This window comes from Halobacillus karajensis (genome assembly GCF_900108515.1).
GTDB lineage: Bacteria > Bacillota > Bacilli > Bacillales > Halobacillaceae > Halobacillus > Halobacillus karajensis.
The window spans coordinates 1-18,911 of sequence record NZ_FNWW01000009.1; the positions used below are offsets into that span (position 1 = coordinate 1).

At 40.9% G+C, this 18,911-nt stretch carries 21 protein-coding genes and 1 other annotated feature; of the genes, 2 read left to right on the forward strand and 19 right to left on the reverse strand.

The features are described 5' to 3' along the window. The coding region (locus BLW54_RS16240; RefSeq protein WP_139254209.1) for a transposase at positions 1 to 134 on the forward strand (134 nt) is incomplete at its 5' end. Positions 135 to 379: 245 nt separating this feature from the next. Here the strand turns inward: BLW54_RS16240 and BLW54_RS16245 are convergent. Both BLW54_RS16245 and BLW54_RS16250 read right to left on the reverse strand, forming a co-directional pair. Further along, positions 380 to 1,465 (reverse strand): M42 family metallopeptidase, encoded by a 1,086-nt coding sequence (locus tag BLW54_RS16245; protein WP_035509559.1) that lies wholly within the window; start codon positions 1,463 to 1,465, stop codon positions 380 to 382. An 83-nt stretch (positions 1,466 to 1,548) separates the two neighbouring features. Then, entirely contained in the window at positions 1,549 to 2,031 is a 483-nt protein-coding gene (locus tag BLW54_RS16250; RefSeq protein ID WP_035509560.1) for a dUTP diphosphatase, read from the reverse strand. Positions 2,032 to 2,140: 109 nt separating this feature from the next. On the opposite strand from BLW54_RS16250, the gene BLW54_RS16255 reads away from it, so the two are divergent. Beyond that, positions 2,141 to 2,545: a hypothetical protein gene (locus tag BLW54_RS16255; protein ID WP_035509562.1), complete on the forward strand. Its 405-nt coding sequence runs from the start codon at positions 2,141 to 2,143 to the stop codon at positions 2,543 to 2,545. A gap of 29 nt (positions 2,546 to 2,574) precedes the next feature. Here the strand turns inward: BLW54_RS16255 and BLW54_RS16260 are convergent, their stop codons facing one another. The 17 genes from BLW54_RS16260 to polA form a co-directional block, all read right to left on the reverse strand. Next, positions 2,575 to 3,147: a TVP38/TMEM64 family protein gene (locus BLW54_RS16260; protein WP_035509563.1), complete on the reverse strand. Its 573-nt coding sequence runs from the start codon at positions 3,145 to 3,147 to the stop codon at positions 2,575 to 2,577. 38 nt (positions 3,148 to 3,185) lie between these two features. Further along, entirely contained in the window at positions 3,186 to 3,467 is a 282-nt protein-coding gene (locus BLW54_RS16265; protein WP_392387177.1) for a DUF1294 domain-containing protein, read from the reverse strand. A 391-nt stretch (positions 3,468 to 3,858) separates the two neighbouring features. Continuing rightward, positions 3,859 to 4,215 (reverse strand): 50S ribosomal protein L20, encoded by a 357-nt coding sequence (rplT, locus tag BLW54_RS16270; protein ID WP_035509566.1) that lies wholly within the window; start codon positions 4,213 to 4,215, stop codon positions 3,859 to 3,861. Positions 4,216 to 4,245: 30 nt separating this feature from the next. Then, positions 4,246 to 4,443: a 50S ribosomal protein L35 gene (gene rpmI / locus BLW54_RS16275; RefSeq protein ID WP_035509568.1), complete on the reverse strand. Its 198-nt coding sequence runs from the start codon at positions 4,441 to 4,443 to the stop codon at positions 4,246 to 4,248. Positions 4,444 to 4,475: 32 nt separating this feature from the next. Further along, a complete protein-coding gene (gene infC / locus BLW54_RS16280; protein ID WP_035509569.1) occupies positions 4,476 to 4,979 on the reverse strand; it encodes a translation initiation factor IF-3 in 504 nt (167 codons plus the stop codon). A gap of 81 nt (positions 4,980 to 5,060) precedes the next feature. Next, positions 5,061 to 5,185: a sequence feature (ribosomal protein L20 leader region), on the reverse strand. Positions 5,186 to 5,432: 247 nt separating this feature from the next. Next, positions 5,433 to 7,379, reverse strand: coding sequence for a threonine--tRNA ligase (gene thrS, locus BLW54_RS16285; protein WP_035509572.1), 1,947 nt, complete (start codon positions 7,377 to 7,379; stop codon positions 5,433 to 5,435). A 325-nt stretch (positions 7,380 to 7,704) separates the two neighbouring features. Beyond that, positions 7,705 to 8,523, reverse strand: coding sequence for a sporulation protein YtxC (gene ytxC, locus BLW54_RS16290; RefSeq protein WP_035509574.1), 819 nt, complete (start codon positions 8,521 to 8,523; stop codon positions 7,705 to 7,707). Between the two features lie 175 nt (positions 8,524 to 8,698). After that, positions 8,699 to 9,631 (reverse strand): primosomal protein DnaI, encoded by a 933-nt coding sequence (gene dnaI / locus BLW54_RS16295; RefSeq protein WP_074735907.1) that lies wholly within the window; start codon positions 9,629 to 9,631, stop codon positions 8,699 to 8,701. A 14-nt stretch (positions 9,632 to 9,645) separates the two neighbouring features. Beyond that, the gene (locus BLW54_RS16300; RefSeq protein ID WP_074735909.1) at positions 9,646 to 11,001 is read right to left on the reverse strand and encodes a replication initiation and membrane attachment family protein; all 1,356 of its coding nucleotides are present in this window, start codon (positions 10,999 to 11,001) and stop codon (positions 9,646 to 9,648) included. A gap of 147 nt (positions 11,002 to 11,148) precedes the next feature. Continuing rightward, a complete protein-coding gene (gene nrdR, locus BLW54_RS16305) occupies positions 11,149 to 11,613 on the reverse strand; it encodes a transcriptional regulator NrdR (protein ID WP_035509578.1) in 465 nt (154 codons plus the stop codon). 38 nt (positions 11,614 to 11,651) lie between these two features. After that, entirely contained in the window at positions 11,652 to 12,026 is a 375-nt protein-coding gene (locus BLW54_RS16310; protein WP_074735912.1) for a cytosolic protein, read from the reverse strand. Between the two features lie 227 nt (positions 12,027 to 12,253). Further along, complete coding sequence (gene speD, locus BLW54_RS16315; protein WP_035509582.1) at positions 12,254 to 12,631, reverse strand: adenosylmethionine decarboxylase; 378 nt, start codon at positions 12,629 to 12,631, stop codon at positions 12,254 to 12,256. Positions 12,632 to 12,871: 240 nt separating this feature from the next. After that, complete coding sequence (locus BLW54_RS16320) at positions 12,872 to 13,906, reverse strand: glyceraldehyde-3-phosphate dehydrogenase (RefSeq protein ID WP_035509584.1); 1,035 nt, start codon at positions 13,904 to 13,906, stop codon at positions 12,872 to 12,874. Between the two features lie 130 nt (positions 13,907 to 14,036). Then, positions 14,037 to 14,636, reverse strand: a complete 600-nt coding sequence (gene coaE, locus BLW54_RS16325; protein WP_035509587.1) for a dephospho-CoA kinase — start codon at positions 14,634 to 14,636, stop codon at positions 14,037 to 14,039. A 12-nt stretch (positions 14,637 to 14,648) separates the two neighbouring features. Continuing rightward, positions 14,649 to 15,251, reverse strand: coding sequence for a manganese efflux pump (locus BLW54_RS16330; protein WP_074735914.1), 603 nt, complete (start codon positions 15,249 to 15,251; stop codon positions 14,649 to 14,651). 47 nt (positions 15,252 to 15,298) lie between these two features. Next, on the reverse strand, positions 15,299 to 16,138 hold the full coding sequence (gene mutM, locus BLW54_RS16335; RefSeq protein ID WP_074735917.1) for a DNA-formamidopyrimidine glycosylase: 840 nt from the start codon (positions 16,136 to 16,138) through the stop codon (positions 15,299 to 15,301). Positions 16,139 to 16,153: 15 nt separating this feature from the next. Then, a complete protein-coding gene (gene polA / locus BLW54_RS16340; RefSeq protein WP_074735919.1) occupies positions 16,154 to 18,793 on the reverse strand; it encodes a DNA polymerase I in 2,640 nt (879 codons plus the stop codon). Positions 18,794 to 18,911: the final 118 nt, after the last annotated feature.

An 18,911-nucleotide genomic window follows, 5' to 3' on the forward strand; every position in this document is an offset into this window, starting at 1 on the left:
CAGATTCAAAAGAACTGCACGGGCTACGTTATTGTCGCTTGCGCGGAAAAGAGAAAGTGAAGGAACAGGCGCTGATGACGGCCGCCTGTCAAAATATGAAAAAGATTGCCCTCCATTTAGCTAGGGTAAGTTAGATGGAGGAGAGTCTTTTTTGGCTATAAGCTAGAGCGAAGGAGCACAGACCATGACACTCCTGCGGAAAAACGGGCGATCCGAGACCCCGCAGTGTGGGTTTCACGAGGAGGCTCGGGCGTTCGTCCGCGGAAAGGGAATGGTCTGTGCTCCTGGAGGCAAGAAAAAAGCTTGTAGAAAAACACGGGGTTTCTCTACAAGCTGAGCCAACCTTTTAAAAGGTTGGCTTTTTATTATTGGTTTGTATTTAGTTAAAAGTGATTTCTTGGACTTTATCTCCGTCGAGTCCCTTAATAACTTCTACAATCAAACGCACAGCATTTTCAAAATCATCCCGGTGTAGCATCGCTGCATGAGAGTGAATATAACGTGTAGCAATGGTAATGGATAGTGCCGGCACTCCATCATGACTCAAATGAATGGAACCAGAATCTGTCCCCCCTCCTGCAAGCGAATCAAATTGATAAGGGATGTCATTTGCATCTGCTGTGTCCGTAACAAAATCACGTAAACCTTTATGGGAAACCATGGAGGCATCGTAAAGGATGATTTGCGGCCCTTCTCCCATTTTGCTTGAAGCATCTTTATCTGACACTCCTGGTGTATCCCCTGCAATACCAACATCAACCCCAAACGCAATATCTGGATTGATTAAGTTCGCAGATGTTCTTGCCCCTCGCAGACCGACTTCCTCCTGTACCGTTCCAACACCGTAAACAACGTTTGGATGTTTTTCACCCTTGAGCTGTTTCAGCACTTCGATAGCAATGGCACATCCAATACGGTTATCCCAGGCTTTAGCTAATAACATTTTTTCGTTTTTCATTTGTGTGAACTCAAAGTATGGTACGACTGAATCCCCTGGTTTTACACCGAATTCCATAGCTTCTTCTCTGCTGGAAGCACCGATATCAATAAACATATCTTTAATATCTACCGCCTTTTTGCGTTGTTCTGGAGGCAGGATGTGTGGGGGTTTCGAGCCAATAACACCCGTGAGATCACCGTTACGTGTCATAATTGTCACACGCTGTGCAAGCATGACCTGGCTCCACCATCCACCAACTGTCTGAAAGTAAACATATCCATGGTCATCGATACGAGTAACCATGAACCCTACTTCATCTAAGTGGCCAGCCACCATAACGCTCGGTCCCTTTTTATTACCAACCTTTTTCGCGATCAAACTGCCTAAATTATCTGTGAAAACTTCATCTGCATAAGGAGTGATGTATTGCTTCATAACATCACGTGCTTCTCTCTCATTTCCTGGCACGCCTTTAGCGTCAGTCAAATCTTTCAACATTTGTAAGGTTTCATCTTTTTTAGCCATATGTAATGGTTCCTCCTTTTCTTTTCCAATGATATTATAAACCTTTTAAAGCGATTTCACAAAATATTGTGTCCATTTGAATCCTAATACCCTTGATCTTGTCGTTCAAAATTAATAGCATTCTTTTTTTCGTAAGCTTCTATTAATTCTTGCTCGGTTATACCTAAGGACCTCCCCAGTGCCAAATAGGAAGAGAAAGCCGCTACATAGGACTCTTTGTCTCTGTTTTCTCTCATTGTTTCTACACACTGATAAACACGAAGAAAGGCCTTCGTCACAGATTCACTGTTTTTTAAAGGTGAAAAAGCATATCGGTGACCTAAATCTAAACCTAAAGAGAGCAGAAAATGAACACCATCCACATACTCTTCCAAGATCACGGTTTTCTCGCTCGGCCCTTTTTTACTCCAAAATTTGAAGCATCTTGTTTCATTGGCAAGCTCCCCTAATTCAACAAGCAAAGCCAAAACTTTCTCCTCTACCTTGTCGCCCCTTTCAATTTGGTGCTGATCCTCTATATATTCATCTAACTTTCTTTGCATATCGTATAAGAAATTCCAATTCATCTTAGACTCCTCCATTTAAAAATTTGCTCATTTAATGTATCATTTTTTGAAACAAAAGGATATGCTCGTACGTATGGAAACATAGAACAAATACAGGGAGACGATAGAAATGATCATCCTTTTATTTCGGTTGCTTTTACTAATCGCCATCGTTTTTATAATTTATACCGCCTATAAGTTCATTATCAATCCTAGAAGAAAACTGGAACTCGCGCGAGATAAGAAACAATTTTATTTTCATGATAACAAGGAAAATACGAAAGAAAACTTCCTTATGACATTAAAAGGTCATGTATTCGAAGGGGAGAAGTATTTAGGAACGACAGAAGATTCTTTTGAAGTAATCAATATCAGTGTGAGTGCCCATAACCCTGAGAAATTACAAGGCTTGGACAGAGAGGATATTTACTTTATGGAAAAGGAAATCCTTATCCGTTACCCTCATGCTTCTATTGAATGGAAATATCCAATCAACCGCTTAATCATTCAGCCGTTAAAAGGAAATCACGATTAAAAAAACCTCACTCTATAGAGTGAGGTTCCTTAAGGACTTGTTTGGAAAAAATCACGCCATAAAAACACTTCATATTTTTTACGGATAATAAAACACAACCCAATTAATCCCCCCGAAAAGAGGATCATCACTGGAATTGAGAGTAAAGAGATCCACTGCCCAATTGATGTATAAATAACCGCGAGTGGCAGGTTTGCAAATAACGATGATTTCGCATATTCCTTAAAATCCGTACTGATTTCCAACAAACAGTAGGAAAGTAAGTGGAAATGAATGAAGGGTATCAGTCTTAAAATGGCTACTTGCTTAACAGTTAAATGAGAATGTTTGTTCAACCATCTCTCTTTTAAGGATCGCAACTTCTTCAACCCGGATGGGACGAGCCGTATGGTGCGGTAAAACAATAAACTAGAAAGCATGGTTCCTACCACGGAATAAGCACTTCCAACGATGGGACCGAATAGAACACCTCCTGTAATGCAGACGAGCATAACAGGTAAAAATAAAAAGGGTCGTAATAAATGAATACCAATAAATAAGAGCGGTGCCCAGGCTTCTTGATGTTCCATCCATGCAAAAATTGCACTTGCTGTTTCGCCCATATCATCCCCCTCCCTGTCTACATAATATGACAGGAGCCCTAGAGATAGAACTGATTTAACAAATACACCACTAGTGCTATGTAAAATAAGGTTAAAGCTGGAAATCCATACTGAAATGATGAGTGTTTTGTCTTATGTCTGAATAAGCTCATCCCTAGCCAGCCCCCAAAAGCGCCTCCAAGCATGGCAAATATCCAAAGTTTCTTTTCACGAATGCGCCAAGAACCCCTTTTGGATCTTCGCTTATCCACCCCCATCATCACAAATAGTAACAAGTTGATTATAATCGCATACCCTATAAGCAAAATTGCTATATCCACTTATCTCTCTCCCTATATAACCGATTTAATTATTTCTCTACCACCAATTATCCCCTATCCGAACACAAAACTAATATTCCAAATATACCTCCTATAACCAGCCCCTTCAAATTCGATACATTTTGTGTGAGAAGAGGGGGGACGGCTCGCTTTCCGTCGATATGTGGTGAGCTTCCTAAGGCTTCGCCTTCCGGATCTCACCTATTCGTTCATCTAAAGGATGTTCAACGAAGGTTGGGACGTCCTGTGCCATAATCGAACACAAACACTCGAAATCAAGCCTTCCATTTAGCTGAGAATAAGGAGACCACTCGTTATTTTTAAAATACTATATATAAAAAGAGCCATTTCCTACCGAACGGAAATGGCTCTTCAGTGTGTACGCTTTTTATTACTTAAGGGCAGACTTAGCTTGCTCAGCCAAGCTTGCAAATCCCTGCTCATCATTAACAGCAAGATCAGCTAGCATCTTACGGTTTACTTCGATGCCTGCAAGCTTCAAACCGTGCATTAAACGGCTGTAGGAAATGTCGTTCAAACGCGCTGCAGCGTTGATACGAGCGATCCATAGCTTACGGAAGTCGCGTTTTTTCTGACGACGGTCACGGTAAGCATACTGACCTGACTTCATTACTTGTTGTTTTGCAGTTTTGAATAGTGCGTGTTTTGAACCATAATAACCTTTTGCTAGTTTAAGGACACGGTTACGACGTTGACGTGTCACTGTTCCACCTTTTACTCGTGGCATGGTAATCCCTCCTATTTATGTCGTTCTATATTAGTCTTTTGGAAGCATGTGCTTGATGCGGCGGTAGTCTCCAGCAGAAACTAGTGCATCTTTACGCAATTTACGCTTTTGTTTTGTAGATTTATTCGCAAACAAGTGGCTTGTGAAGGCGTGGGAACGTTTCACTTTACCTGTTCCAGTCTTTTTAAAGCGTTTTTGAGAACCTTTATGGGTTTTCATTTTTGGCATGTGAATTTCCTCCTTTTACTTGATACAATCACTTACTTCTCATTTAGAGGAGCAAGCATTAAGAACATACTACGACCTTCCATTTTAGGCTTGGTCTCAACTTGAGCAATATCTTTGCACTCTTCCGCCATGCGTTCAAGTACTTTTTGTCCAAGTTCTTTGTGTGTAATCGCACGACCGCGGAAACGGACAGATGCTTTCACTTTGTCACCTTTTGACAAGAACTTACGTGCATTACGAAGTTTTGTATTAAAGTCATGATCTTCGATCCCAGGGCTGAGACGAACTTCCTTGACTTTGATGACTGTTTGTTTCTTACGAGCCTCTTTTTCTTTCTTCTGCTGCTCGAAACGATATTTACCGTAGTCCATCACTCGGCAAACCGGAGGCTTCGCATTTGGTGCCACCATAACAAGATCAAGATTCGCATTCGCTGCTATATCTAATGCTTCGTTACGTGATTTAACTCCAAGTTGCTCACCATTCACGTCGATTAGACGAACTTCACGGGCACGGATTTTTTCATTAACGTTCATGTTATCCTTGCTAATATCGAGCCACCTCCAACTAATTTTAGAAAACTTATATGAGATCTGTCATCGACAAGATTTCCTAATGCAATAAAAAAAGTGTCGGTACACATAATGCACCCACACGTCTCCTAAAATATCAAAGGAATAAGTGACCTGCCAACTGCTTTTTGCGTCGATCAGGTGAGAAGCGGGTGCTCCTACTTGTCTCTAGATCCGTTCATTCAGTTACCTAAACTATAATAGCATGCTTTATGATACATGTCAACAGTCAAAACCGCCGACATGACTACTTAAATTAGGATAAAGGATGATTGCTTAAAAATCAAGTTTTTTTAGATCTACCCTCTTCCTCATTTGTTGCCTAACATTACGTCTACAATAGTGATTCCGAAACGGCTGCATATAAATAATGAAGAAAAAGACCGTAAACCTTAATAAGTTTACGGTCTATCTCCCTTATTTTCTTAAGAGTTTTTGGTCAATTTCATTGCTGATTTCTTGTTTAAATGTTTCAAGTGGTTTAGTTTCAGAATTCTGTTCTCCGTAGCGACGTACGTTGACCGCGTTGCCTTCGATTTCTTTATCACCGATTACTAACTGGAACGGAATCTTTTGCATCTGAGCTTCTCTAATCTTATAACCAATCTTCTCATTACGCTCATCCACTTCAACACGAACTCCTGCTTCACGAAGCTCATCTTCTAGTTTCTTTGCATGGTCCAAATGTGCTTCAGCAGATACAGGAATGATTTTCGCCTGCACCGGTGCCAGCCATGTCGGAAAGACTCCTTTATACTCTTCAATCAAGAAGGCTACAAAGCGTTCCATTGTAGACACCACACCACGGTGAATGACCACAGGGCGGTGATCTTCTCCATCTTCCCCGACATAAGTGAGGTCGAATCGCTCAGGCAGGTGGAAGTCCAGTTGTACGGTAGACAATGTTTCATCTTTACCAAGTGCTGTCTTCACTTGAACATCAAGTTTTGGTCCGTAGAAGGCCGCTTCCCCTTCCGCTTCCACATATTCAAGCTCCATATCCTCCATCGTTTCCTTAAGCATAGCCTGCGCTTTATCCCACATAGCATCATTATCTACATACTTTTCTTTGTCTTCTGGGTCTCTATAAGACAAACGGAAATAGTAATCATTAATACCAAAATCACGGTAAACTTCCTGAACAAGACGGACAACACGTTTAAATTCATCCTTAAGCTGATCCGGACGTGCAAAAATATGAGCATCGTTCAATGTCATCGCACGAACACGCTGTAGTCCAGCGAGGGCTCCTGACATTTCATAACGGTGCATCATGCCAAGTTCTGCAATTCTCACCGGCAAATTACGGTAACTGTGTAGTTGATTTTTATAAATCATCATATGATGCGGGCAGTTCATAGGGCGAAGGACCAAATCTTCGTTGTCCATCTCCATTGTCGGGAACATGTCATCCTGATAATGGTCCCAGTGACCACTTGTTTTATACAAATCCACACTACCAAGCACTGGCGTATAAACGTGATCGTAACCGAGGCGTTCTTCTGTATCTACGATATAACGTTCGATCGTGCGGCGGATAGTTGCCCCTTTCGGAAGCCACATCGGAAGTCCTTGACCAACTTTCTGGTTTACAGTAAAAATGTCAAGTTCCTTTCCTAATTTACGGTGATCCCGCTCTTTTGCTTCTTCAAGCATTTTTAAATGTTCATCCAACTGAGCTTTTTTCTCAAAAGCAGTCCCATAAATACGCTGTAACATTTGGTTATCGCTGTCCCCGCGCCAATAGGCACCAGATATGCTCAATAGTTTAAATACTTTGATTTTGCTTGTTTGTGGAACATGAACGCCACGGCAAAGGTCAAAAAACTCCCCTTGCTGATAAATCGTAACTTGCTCTCCTTCAGGAATCGCATCGATCAATTCAAGCTTTAAGTCGTCCCCAATTTCCTTATATTTCTCAACGGCTTCTTCACGAGACAACTCCATGCGTTCAATTTCCAAGTTTTCATCTACAATACGCTGCATTTCTCTTTCAATTTTCGGCAGGTCTTCGGGTGTAAGAGACTCTTCCATATCGATATCATAATAAAAACCATTCTCAATAACAGGACCGACACCTAGCTTAACATTTCCGTACAGACGCTTAATGGCTTGAGCCATCAAGTGTGCAGTGGAGTGGCGCAGTACTTCTACTCCCTCTGGATTTTTATATGTCAAGATTTCAATTGCTCCATCTTGTTCGATTGGTCTTCTCAAATCATAAGGTTCGCCATCCAATTTGATCGCCAAGGCCTGTTTTTTTAAACCTGGAGAAATAGAATGTGCGATTTCTTCACCTGTCGTACCTTTTTCAAACTCCTTGATGTTACCATCTGGAAATTTGATTTGAATCGCATTCGACATGTTAAACACTCCTTTTTCTAAAAATAAAAAAACGCCCGCCCCTTAGCATCAACTGCTAAGGGACGAGCGTTGTCACTCGTGGTTCCACCCAAATTCCCGCAGGGTTCTACCCTTACGGCTCATTTTCCTTAACGCGGATCAAACGCTGCCCATTACTAATAAAATGTTCACAGACAGGGCTCCAAGGTGGTAAACAATAAAGTCGTCAACAAGGAACTTCCAGCCTATGGCTCCTCTCTCTGGTCTTGCGTCACTCTATGTTCGTATCCTTTTCCAAGCCGTTGATTTAATATGTACGTTATTATATCCATTTAGGAAAAGGAAATCAACCCATTTTAAATGGAAATTGGGATTTGGGCCGCCAGGAAGCTTTTTCTTCAAAGATACTCATCAGCAACTCCAAATTTGAATGGTCTGTTTCATCAGAGTAAATAATCAACTCATCAGGTGCATGGGCAAGGGCTGGTGTTACCGGCCATTCAATAGGTAAGTGAGTAATGCATTCATCAGGATACTGGCTCATATATAATCTCGTTTCCGAGGTACTGATCGGGTTCCCTTCATCATGATAATAGGTCAATCTCCCATCATCCAATAAGTGAAGCAACTGCACCCCCGTATCTTTATGATGCACTCTATGCCGCCACGAATCCACCATCAGTTGATAGGCTTCTTCCTGTTTATACTCATCAATAACCTTCCCAGTGTATTCAATTAGAGATTCATGGACAGATTGAAGGCAGGCAGCGCTCAACTCATCAAATTCGACAAAAGAACGGGCAATTAAATAATCCTGAATAAAAGCCCGTAAGTAGTGATAAATCGGAGGGAGCTGCAGACCAGCCGGTGGTCTGTCATCAAAGTCCTGTCCTATTTCCAAAATACGTTGAACCTCGCCTGCGTCCTCATAGTAGTATCTATGCTTCAGCACCCCTTCCATCCATCCAAGCATTTTACGTTTTCGAATCAATAGTAAAAAGGCTCGAATCGCCTCTACATAGGCTGTCCCATTCAGAGAGGCATTCATAAGCTTAACTTCATAACAATCCACGTATTCTTTAAATATCCAAAGCTTTTGCTCAGAAACAATGGCCTTATAAAAGATGACGGCTTCTGTACGATTAGAAAAATGAATGGAAAACACCGAATTCCCCCTCATACCGACTTCAACTTCTATGTTCAATGTACGATCTCATGCGTGAGACCCGAAGGTATAACTTAGGAAGATGACGCACCTTAGACATAAAGTTGTCTATTCCCTGTTATATTTATGTGTCGGTAGGAGGAATCATGCTATTGTCATTCACCTTTTGTCCGGATCAGCCGCGTCGATTCCGACCATTGACATGCACACCTTCACTTAGCTGGCGGATTCTCTCCGTAATCCTCTTCGCTTTAACCTGCTCCACATCACCACGATTACTCGTCATTAATACTTTTTCTAATTCATTTAATGAATAATTAGAAGTGAAGAAAACAGGAAGTCTTTCCATCATTCTATAGTGCAGTATACTTCCAAGGACTTCATCCCTAAACCAGGCAGATTGAGACTCTGCACCGATATCATCAAGCATAAGTACGGGAATTTCCTTAAATGCTTCAATTTTTTCGTTCATGGAATCGTCTTTGATAGAAGCTTTAATTTCTCTGACGAATTCAGGCATATAGATAACCATAGATGGAATGTTTTTTGCACTTAATTCGTTTGCAATCGCGCCAAGAAAATAGGTTTTGCCAACGCCGAATGGACCATGAAAATAAAGCCCTTTGCTCGGAAGTTCATCTCCAAGGTTTTCTATATAATGCACAGTCCTTTCCACAGCCGTTCCGCGCTCAGGATCCTGTAAGTCCATTCTCTCCAAAGAAGCTTCAAGAATTTCCCTGGGCATATGCAGACTCTTCACCAATGACTTTTGTTCTTCTTGTTGTTCATGCTTACGTTGTCGTCTGCATTTATCATAAATGAGTTTCACATCTGAACCATCTACTTCCAATTGTGGGACATATCCCGGTAAGATATTAATACATTCTTCTCTAGAAGGACATTTTTCACAGTTTTTCGATTGAGTACGAAATTCATAAAGTTTAATCAGCTGTCTTTCAATAGCTTTTTCATCCAGCTCTTCATTGTTCTTCATCAACTTTTTCACTTCACTGGATTCCATTACTTCGGCCTTCATGTAGTTCATGCGTTCCTGAAACTGTTCATTATTACGCATCCATTTCTTTAATGACTTTTGAATTGGTTCCAAAAATCTCCCCCCTTTTAGTTTCCTTTATTCGTCAATTTCTTAATTCTCGCAGCAATATCATCTGTATTAACCTCTGTACCTTTTTGCTTTTCATGGGATGGAGCTTCCTGGTTATTAAACCACGCAGGGATCACTTCTTCTTTCTGACCTTTGCGTTTTTGTGACTTTTGCTTGCCCCACTGCTGATATTTTTGGTGTTCTGCTTTAGCTAAATTCATCGCTTGTCTCACCGTTGTTACATTTTTTCGAGCCCAATGACTTGCAATTTTTTCAAGATAGGCTTTAGATAATTTCATGTCTGTTTTTAATAACACATAATGAACAAGGACATTCATTACTCCAGGCTCCAAGCCCTGTTCTGTCATCACATCCCGAATCATTTTTAAATCTTGCTCGGATGCACGATTCCCATTAGATACATCTTCCAGTAACTCTCTAGGCGAAATTTCTTCAAGCATTTGAATAAACTGATCTTCTTTACTTCCCGCCGCTTGTGTTTTTTCTGTTTTTACTTTCTCTCTACGATCCACACCAGATTGTGGTGGTTGATTCGTTTTTTGTTCTTTCATAAAGTCATGACAGGCCGCCTTCAACTCTTCTTCCACCAAATAATGATTTTCATCAATGGCCCAGGTTACGGCTTTTTCAAGCTCCATATTTGTAAGGTCGTATAATGTGGCTAATTGAACAATCAACTTTTTATTTCGACCATTCAGTATTTGATCAGCTGGATACATACGCTTCTTCAGAGCATGGGTTAACCATTCAAAATCTACGCGGTCTAATGATGTGATTGGACCTCTCGATTCTTGTTGATATTTCTCTTTTGCCAGTACCTCGGTTTCCTTTTGGACCGTTTCAATCATCTTGTTATGAAAGACTTGATCAAAAGTAGCCGTTACTTCTGTAAACCCCTCTAATGATTGCTGAGTTGTCAACAACCGGCCTTTCAAACGCTCATATTTCTCATTCCCCAACTCATGACTCAATAGTAATGACAGCATATCATCAAGGAAAAATTCCTCAGGCGAGAAAGGTGGGTAAACGGAGTAAATGTATTCAGCCTGATGATCTTCATTTTCAGATCGGAACGTCCGTATAAGACCAATCGCCTCAAGTTTTTCTCTCGCTTCATATATTCTGTCCAGCGGGGCAGACAAATAAGCCATTAACATGTGGTGGGATTGTATCTGGTCTTGTCCAGACATGTCAGCTTCTGATATAAGGACATGGTAAAGAGACACAGCCAATCTTCCTACAATCGGCTGGTATAAATGGGATAACGAACGATGAAAACTTCGAGGCAGCTCTCCACTGCGTATAATTCTGAAACCATCTACAGGAAGAAGTTTGCCAATAGAGTAATTCACCGTTTTCACCTCCTTCAATCTTATCACTCATTTTTCGCAGGATATTAAATAAAATGTCCATTCGATCAGGTTATTTCAATTTCCCTGGAAGTATAGAAGAACAATCAAAAGAAGTACAGGAAAAAGAAAATGAGCCGGTCCATTGGCTCATTCATCATCTTCATGTTTAATTAATTCTTTTAATTCATCGATGAATACATTGATGTCCTTGAACTGTCTATACACAGAGGCAAAACGTACATAGGCTACCTCATCAATATCTGACAAACGCTCCATCACCATTTCACCAATGTCCTCACTCATGACTTCTGAAACCCCACGATTTCTTAATTCTTTTTCAATATCCAACGTTACTTTTTCCAGTTCCTCTACAGCAACCGGACGTTTTTCACAGGCCCTGATTAATCCACGCATCAATTTTTCTCTACTAAATTCTTCTCTTGTTCCCTCTTTTTTGACTACAATTAAAGGAACCTCTTCAATTCTTTCAAAAGTGGTAAACCGAAACTGACATTGTTCACATTCTCGGCGTCTTCTAATGGTTTGTCCCTCTTCGATAGGCCTAGAATCAAGTACTTTTGTACTTTTATAGTGGCAATTCGGGCATTTCACGTATGATCAACTCCACATTAACTTCGTTTCGACTTTATTTAAGACGGGTCGACAGTAGTAAATTGACTGTCCAGTTTTTCATAAAGCTGGACGATCAAATTCCGACTGTAGCCAAAGTCTACAGGTCCGCCAGAGTCTGTCGTTATAGAAAAATCTACTGCTGTATGAAAAGGTCGTACCATGATGATGGTAGCCACTATAAACGCACGCCTTTTCCCTTTGTATTTGACGGTTAACTCTCCGCGTTCTTTAGAACTTGCGACAATTTCAGAAGGTGACTGGAACAGTTCTTCGACTGCCCGGAAAATATCGTCATGCTTCGCTTTATAATAGTGTGTGACAAGTGCGGAGTCCTTATGCTTTTCACTGGTTTCCGAATGATTGCTGATATACCTGGAAATAAATGCTTTCACTTATCTAACCCCTTCAAATCCATTCGACATAAACTACCTTTATTTTAACATGTCTTAAGGAAATTAGAAACGATTATTAGGGTAGAGGGGCCCTCGGGAGGAGGTCATCCCCTATCATTCACTAAAAGATGCTTCAACAGGTAAGGGATCAGAATTACATTTTCTCATAATTTTTTACCTACAAAAAACCCATGCAGACCTTTGCATCTGCATGGGTTCATTCACATTTATAAAGCACGGGATTCCTGTACTTCTACAGGTCCCATCCCTCTAGGGACTTCAACAGTTTCATTTTTTCCAGCTTCCAACGCATCCACGATAAATTGGGCGGCAATATTTGGGTCAATACGATCTCCGCAAGTATAAACATCAATGCTTGCATACCCGTGCTCTGGAAAACTGTGAATCGTTAAATGCGATTCTGAAATAATAACGACTCCACTAACTCCATGCGGGGCAAATTTATGGAAGGCTACTTCCCGTACTTCTGCTCCCGCCCTAAGGGCAGCATCCACAAATACTTGTTCTATATACGACATATCATTTAATTTTGATTCATTACAATCCCATAATTCGGCTATTACGTGTCTTCCCATTGTATCCATATTCAGGATCCCCCTTCGTACATTCACTCTTCAATACCCCTGAAATAACAGCCATGTACTACCACGGGGGAAAGTTAGTCCTGAGAGGTCCTAACCCTTTGAGTAGACATGAATTTATGTGAAAATCAGAAGTTCAAGAGAAAGTATATATGGTTTACCCCTAATTTGCAAGATATATTTTCCTTCCTGAAAATCTTGCTCATCTGCCTTCAATATGGATACAACAGAATTTCGGTTCACTTATGAAACTCGAGCTTCTTTTTGTTCCTTTATTAAGTTACTAACATGTTTAGCAAGGTCCACCACTCTACAAGAGTAGCCCCATTCATTATCATACCATGCCAACACTTTTACCTTACGATCTTCAATGACTTGTGTCGATAATCCATCTATTATTGCTGAAGAGGGGGATGTCGTATAATCTATTGAAACGAGAGGCTCATCATTGTATTCAAGAATCCCCTTCATCTCCCCCTTAGCCATAAGGGCGAAGGTTTCGTTTACTTCCTCCACAGTTACTTCTCTCTTCAAATCTACTACTAAATCAACAAGAGACACGTTCGGTGTCGGTACACGGAGGGCCATCCCATTCAATTTCCCTTTGAGGGAAGGGATGACTTCCCCTAATGCTTTCGCAGCACCTGTAGAAGTCGGAATAATGGATTGCGTACACCCTCGTGCCCGGCGTAAATCCTTATGGGGATTATCTAAGTTCTTTTGATCATTAGTAAAAGCGTGCACAGTTGTCATTAAACCATTCTCTATACCAAACTCATCTTCCAATACCTTCACAACAGGAGCAAGGCAATTGGTGGTACAAGAGGCATTTGAAATGACATCATGGCTGTCTGGTAAATAACTTTCCTCATTGACGCCCATTACAATGGTAGCATCAACCTCTTTCCCAGGTGCAGTAATGATTACTTTTTTCGCTCCCGCTTCTAAGTGAAGACCCGCTTCTTCTTTAGTCTTAAATTTACCTGTGGCTTCTATAACTATATCAATATTTAGTTCATTCCATGGTAATTCTAAAGGATTTCTTGTGCTGCACAACTTCACTTTTTTTCTATTAACAATGAGGTCTCCGTCAACCACATTTACTTCCCCATCATAACGTCCATGGACACTGTCATACTTTAACATGTGTGCAATCGTTTCAGCTGGATAACTTGCATTAACGGCAACCAGTTCCATAGATTCATCTGTAACAACTTTTCTAAAAACCATGCGTCCAATTCTTCCTAACCCATTAATCGCGATCTTTGTTTTCCCCATGCTGTTCCAGCCCCCTATATATGATATACTTTATAACGCAATTTCAAAATTAGTATAACATATTGCAAGCGCTTTTACATACTGAATGAGAACTTTCCACAAAAAATAACACGTCAGCCCAGACGTGTTATTATACGAGGTTCCATGCTAGAAGTATGTCTTTTAATTGTTGAAAACTTTCTTCAACCGTTCCATTGTTATCGATGACGGCATCTGCCATCTCTGCTTTCTTTTTAACAGGAATCTGCGCGTTAATCCGTTCGATTGCATCTTCCTGATCTGATTGATCTCTTTTCATTAAGCGATTCAGCTGTGTTGTTTCGTTGACATAAACAACAATTGTCTTCTCTACATACCCTGTAAGTTGACTTTCAAACAATAGCGGGATATCCAGGACAACTGCCGCAAAGCCCTGCTGTTTATATTTTTCTCTCTGCCTTACCATCTCTTCTCTTACTCTAGGATGGACGATTTTATTTAACTTCTGACGCTTCGATTCATCGGTAAAAACAACTTTTCCGAGCTTCTTCCTATCTAATGTTCCATCAACCTGTAAAACAGAATCACTGAAAGTTTCTACAATATCTCTATATGCCGGTTCCCCAGGTTCCACTACATCACGTGAAATCTGATCTGCGTCTACTACCGGGATGCCCAAATCTCTGAACATATGAGCAACTGTGCTTTTGCCACTTGCAATACTGCCTGTCAATCCAATGACCAATGTCATCCTGCTCCCCCCTTAAGATAATTTAATCAAACCAATAACAATGAGTAGAACTCCTGGTAAGATCGACAAACTTTCCGCCTTATTACTCAGTTTAGAGCCGCTTAAAATGCCACAGCTGAGCATGAAAAATGTGGCAGCTGTAATCATAACGGCCGTAAATAAAGTAGGAATGCCGATGAGCGCCCCGCTAATTCCTGCTCCAATCGTATCCAGAGAAAGCGCAGCACCCAGCAGCCACACTTCTTTACCATGGATCCCGCCAGACCGGTCCACATCTGCTGCCACAGGATCATTCAGTACTTTAGTAGGGTTCAACCACGGCTCCTGTCCCTCCTCATCTCCTTTTTCCTTTTTAAAGAACTGCCACAAAAAATATATCCCAATTCCTATTAGAGCTAAGGCTCCCACGCGTTCTGCATCTTCCGGAGAAACAATGGAAGTGAGTATGTGCCCTAAATAGGAGGAAAGGAGAAACATACCTCCTGATACGCTCGAAATTAGTAATACCCCTTTAAAAGTCAGACCTACTTTTTTCAAACCTAATACACAACCGATACCGAAGCTATCAATACTGACAGCCGTAACGAATAAAAATATAAACATCCCAATCCCCATATATCCCACACCTTTATCTCTTAAGCTGTGGGATAGTATATGGGAGTTTACCTAGTAGTGTGTAAAGGCTGACATTCAGGACATATATGTGTCCCTCTTCCGCTTACTTTAAGCTTTCTCACAGGGGCGCCGCAATTGACACAAGAAGAGTCTTGTTTCCCATACACACGGAGTTTTTGTTGGAACATCCCCATCTCACCTTGACTGTTCAAATAAGAACGAATGGTGGTGCCTCCTTGCTCAATGGCTTCTAAAATCACAGAGATACTAGCATCATGGACTTTTTCGGCCTCTTCTCGTGTCAATGAATGGGCGATTCGTTCAGGATGAATCCGAGCTCGAAAAAGGGCTTCATCTACATAGATATTGCCAAGCCCAGCGACAATGGACTGATCCAATAAAACAGCTTTCATATTTCGTGATGTTTTTTTCAACTTATTGTAGAAATAATCCACGGTAAAAGCTTTCTCAAAAGGATCGGGCCCTAATTGCCTCAAGGGTTTATTTTCCAGCTCCTTCCCTTTCTGAAAGACGTGCATTGTTCCAAATTTGCGGACATCGTTGTAGCGGAGCTCTGTACCATCTGTAAAATGGAAAATGACGTGGGTATGCTTCGTTTTTTCAACCGCTTCGTCGTATACGCCAAACTTTCCTTCCATTCGGAGATGGGAGACCAGTGAAAGATCATCCATTTGAAAAATAAGAAATTTCCCTTTACGGTTTATATCTTTGATGGTTTGACCGATCAGAAGTTGCTCAAACTCTTTAGGGTCCTGAGGCTGTTTAATAATATTTCCCCAAAACACAGAAACACGATCAATCTTTTTTCCTAAGGCTAAATGTTTCAATGTATTTCTAACGGTTTCTACTTCAGGTAATTCCGGCATATTTCTATTCTCCTCTTACTTTGCATCATACCATGTGTCTCCAAAGGAAGAGTCCACTTTAAGAGGAACGTCCAACTCCACTGTACTTTCCATAACAGATACTACAATTTCCTCAAGTTTCGTTACTTCTTCTTTTGGTGCTTCTATAATTAGTTCATCGTGCACTTGTAATAATACTTTTGCTTCCATATTTTCCTGCTGAAGACGTTCTTCAAGGTCAATCATTGCTTTTTTAATAATATCCGCAGCACTACCTTGTATAGGTGTATTCATCGCTGTCCGTTCAGCAAAGCTGCGCTTATTAAAATTACGGCTCTTAATGTCAGGGAGGTAGCGCCTGCGGTTCATGAATGTAGTTACATAGCCGGTGTCTTTAGCTTCTCTTACCGTTTCATCCATATAGGCCTTAACCCCAGGGTAGCTTTCTAAATATCTATCAATGAATGCCTGCGCTTCCTTTCTTGCAATTCCAAGACTTTGAGATAAGCCATAATCACTGATTCCATAAACAATTCCAAAATTAACTGCTTTCGCCTGTCTTCTCATTTCTCCAGTCACTTCTTCACTCGTGACACCAAAAACTTCACTGGCGGTTTGCGTATGGATGTCTTCCCCTTCCTTGAAAGCCTGCATAAGCTTCTCATCTTGAGCAATATGGGCAAGCACACGGAGTTCAATTTGAGAATAGTCGCTCGCAAATATCACCCATCCGTCTTGAGATGGAATGAATGCCTGTCTAATTTTACGTCCTTCCTCTAAACGGATCGGGATGTTTTGCAGGTTAGGGTCAGTCGAGCTCAACCGACCTGTTTGAGTCAAAGCCTGATTAAAGCGGGTATGAATTTTTCCTGAATCTTTATGAACCACTTTCAAAAGCCCTTCGATATAGGTGGACTTTAATTTACGGAGTTGACGATTCAAGAGGATTTTCGGAATAATCTCATGCTGATCTTCCAATTGCTCAAGAACATCTGCAGAAGTGGAGTAGCCCGTTTTGGTCTTCTTAATGACCGGAAGCTCCAACTTCTCAAATAAAACAGGACCCAATTGTTTGGGAGAATTTAAATTGAACTCTTCACCAGCAAGATCATAAATCTCCTGTTCGACTTTATTGAGCCGCTCTTCCAATTCATCCCCCATCTCTTCTAATCGCTGGACATCTACACAAACTCCCCTGTGTTCCATGAGACCGAGAATAAGCGCAAGCGGCATTTCTAACTCTTTAAACAAACGATATTGTTCATTTTCCTTCAGTTGTTTTTCCATGTTTTCTTTCATGTTATAAAGGGCGGAAGCTTTCCTGCTAATATGATCACGGAATCCATCATTATTTTCCGGCCGCTTCATCTTAGCTCCTTTGCCATAGACTTCTTCATCATATTTCACCGCTGTTTCACCAAGACGGTGGGCAATAGCAGGAATATCATGATTGTTCTCAGACGGGTTCAGCAAATAAGAAGCCAGTAAAAGATCGAACGTAATTCCCTTCATATAAATGCCGTAGCGCAAAAGGGCTACAGTCGTCCTTTTGGCATCAAAAACCCATTTCTCTTTTTCAGCGTTCTCCGCCCAAGCTTTAAAAGCTTCTGAATCTTTGGCATCTTCTATCGATAAAACAAACGTTTTATTCTCATTTACAATCGCGATGCCTTCTACCGGTGCTGTATGGTAATTATCATATAACATCTCTACAACGACTGCTTCTTTCCCTGTGAATAGATGTGGCTTGACATCTTTGATGATTTCAATATCCATTTCAGGAAGTTCTGCTGTATCTTCAGAATCTGCTCCACCTTCCTGAATACGAGAAAGAAGTGATTGAAAGCCTAGTTCTTTGAAAAATTGCCCTACTTTTTGAGAGTGATACCCTGAGTAACTGATATCGGATAAAGCAACCTCAATCGGGGCATTACGTTCAATCGTGACAAGCTGCTGACTCATCAAGGCCTCTTCTTTATTCGCCTCCAGCTTTTCTTTCAGTTTTTTCCCGCTGACATCTTCAAGGTTTGTGTAAAGGTTTTCCAGCGTATCAAACTGTTTTAATAACTTAACTGCCGTTTTTTCACCGACACCTGGAACACCTGGAATATTATCAGAACTATCCCCCATAAGGGCCTTTAAATCTATGATTTGATCTGGCCTAACCTCCATTTTTTCCATTAAGAACGATGGGGTATATGTATCGACATTGGTGATCCCTTTCTTCGTTAAACTTACTGTCACATGATCATTGACAAGTTGAAGGAGGTCCTTATCCCCGGAAATGACTTTAACTTCCAGACCTTTTTCCCCTGCTTCTGCTGCCAAGGTACCAATGATATCATCTGCTTCATAATTTTCCAGCTGATAATAGTTGACCTCAAAGGCATCCAACAATTCCTTGAGTATAGGAAATTGTTCCGAGAGTTCAGAAGGTGTTTTTTGGCGCCCTCCTTTATACTCCTTATAAGTCTGATGCCTGAAAGTTGTTTTACCAGCATCAAAGGCCACTAATAAGTGATCCGGATTATCTTCTTCTAAAATTTTCAGCAACATTGTTGTAAAACCATACACGGCATTTGTATAAACACCTTTATCATTATTCAATAGGGGCAATGCAAAAAAAGCCCTGTATGCTATACTATTTCCATCGATCAATACAACTTTTTCAGCCATTTGGCTCACTCCTCAATATAAAAGAGATACGTGAAAGAATTTTCATAAGATCCATTCTTCTGCCTTGTCCTTAACATAGTCTTTGTCTATATACCTTCCATATTCTTACGAAAGTGGT

Bases quoted from the DNA above. Each gene is read 5' to 3' on its own strand.
- BLW54_RS16245 (WP_035509559.1), bottom strand. From the start codon at position 1,465: ATGGCTAAAAAAGATGAAACCTTACAAATGTTGAAAGATTTGACTGAC.
- speD (WP_035509582.1), bottom strand. From the start codon at position 12,631: ATGGATACAATGGGAAGACACGTAATAGCCGAATTATGGGATTGTAAT.
- infC (WP_035509569.1), bottom strand. From the start codon at position 4,979: ATGAACGTTAATGAAAAAATCCGTGCCCGTGAAGTTCGTCTAATCGAC.
- rplT (WP_035509566.1), bottom strand. From the start codon at position 4,215: ATGCCACGAGTAAAAGGTGGAACAGTGACACGTCAACGTCGTAACCGT.
- polA (WP_074735919.1), bottom strand. From the start codon at position 18,793: ATGGCTGAAAAAGTTGTATTGATCGATGGAAATAGTATAGCATACAGG.
- mutM (WP_074735917.1), bottom strand. From the start codon at position 16,138: ATGCCGGAATTACCTGAAGTAGAAACCGTTAGAAATACATTGAAACAT.
- BLW54_RS16330 (WP_074735914.1), bottom strand. From the start codon at position 15,251: ATGGGGATTGGGATGTTTATATTTTTATTCGTTACGGCTGTCAGTATT.
- thrS (WP_035509572.1), bottom strand. From the start codon at position 7,379: ATGTCGAATGCGATTCAAATCAAATTTCCAGATGGTAACATCAAGGAG.
- BLW54_RS16255 (WP_035509562.1), top strand. From the start codon at position 2,141: ATGATCATCCTTTTATTTCGGTTGCTTTTACTAATCGCCATCGTTTTT.
- coaE (WP_035509587.1), bottom strand. From the start codon at position 14,636: ATGACATTGGTCATTGGATTGACAGGCAGTATTGCAAGTGGCAAAAGC.
- rpmI (WP_035509568.1), bottom strand. From the start codon at position 4,443: ATGCCAAAAATGAAAACCCATAAAGGTTCTCAAAAACGCTTTAAAAAG.
- BLW54_RS16320 (WP_035509584.1), bottom strand. From the start codon at position 13,906: ATGGGGAAAACAAAGATCGCGATTAATGGGTTAGGAAGAATTGGACGC.
- BLW54_RS16260 (WP_035509563.1), bottom strand. From the start codon at position 3,147: ATGGGCGAAACAGCAAGTGCAATTTTTGCATGGATGGAACATCAAGAA.
- BLW54_RS16250 (WP_035509560.1), bottom strand. From the start codon at position 2,031: ATGAATTGGAATTTCTTATACGATATGCAAAGAAAGTTAGATGAATAT.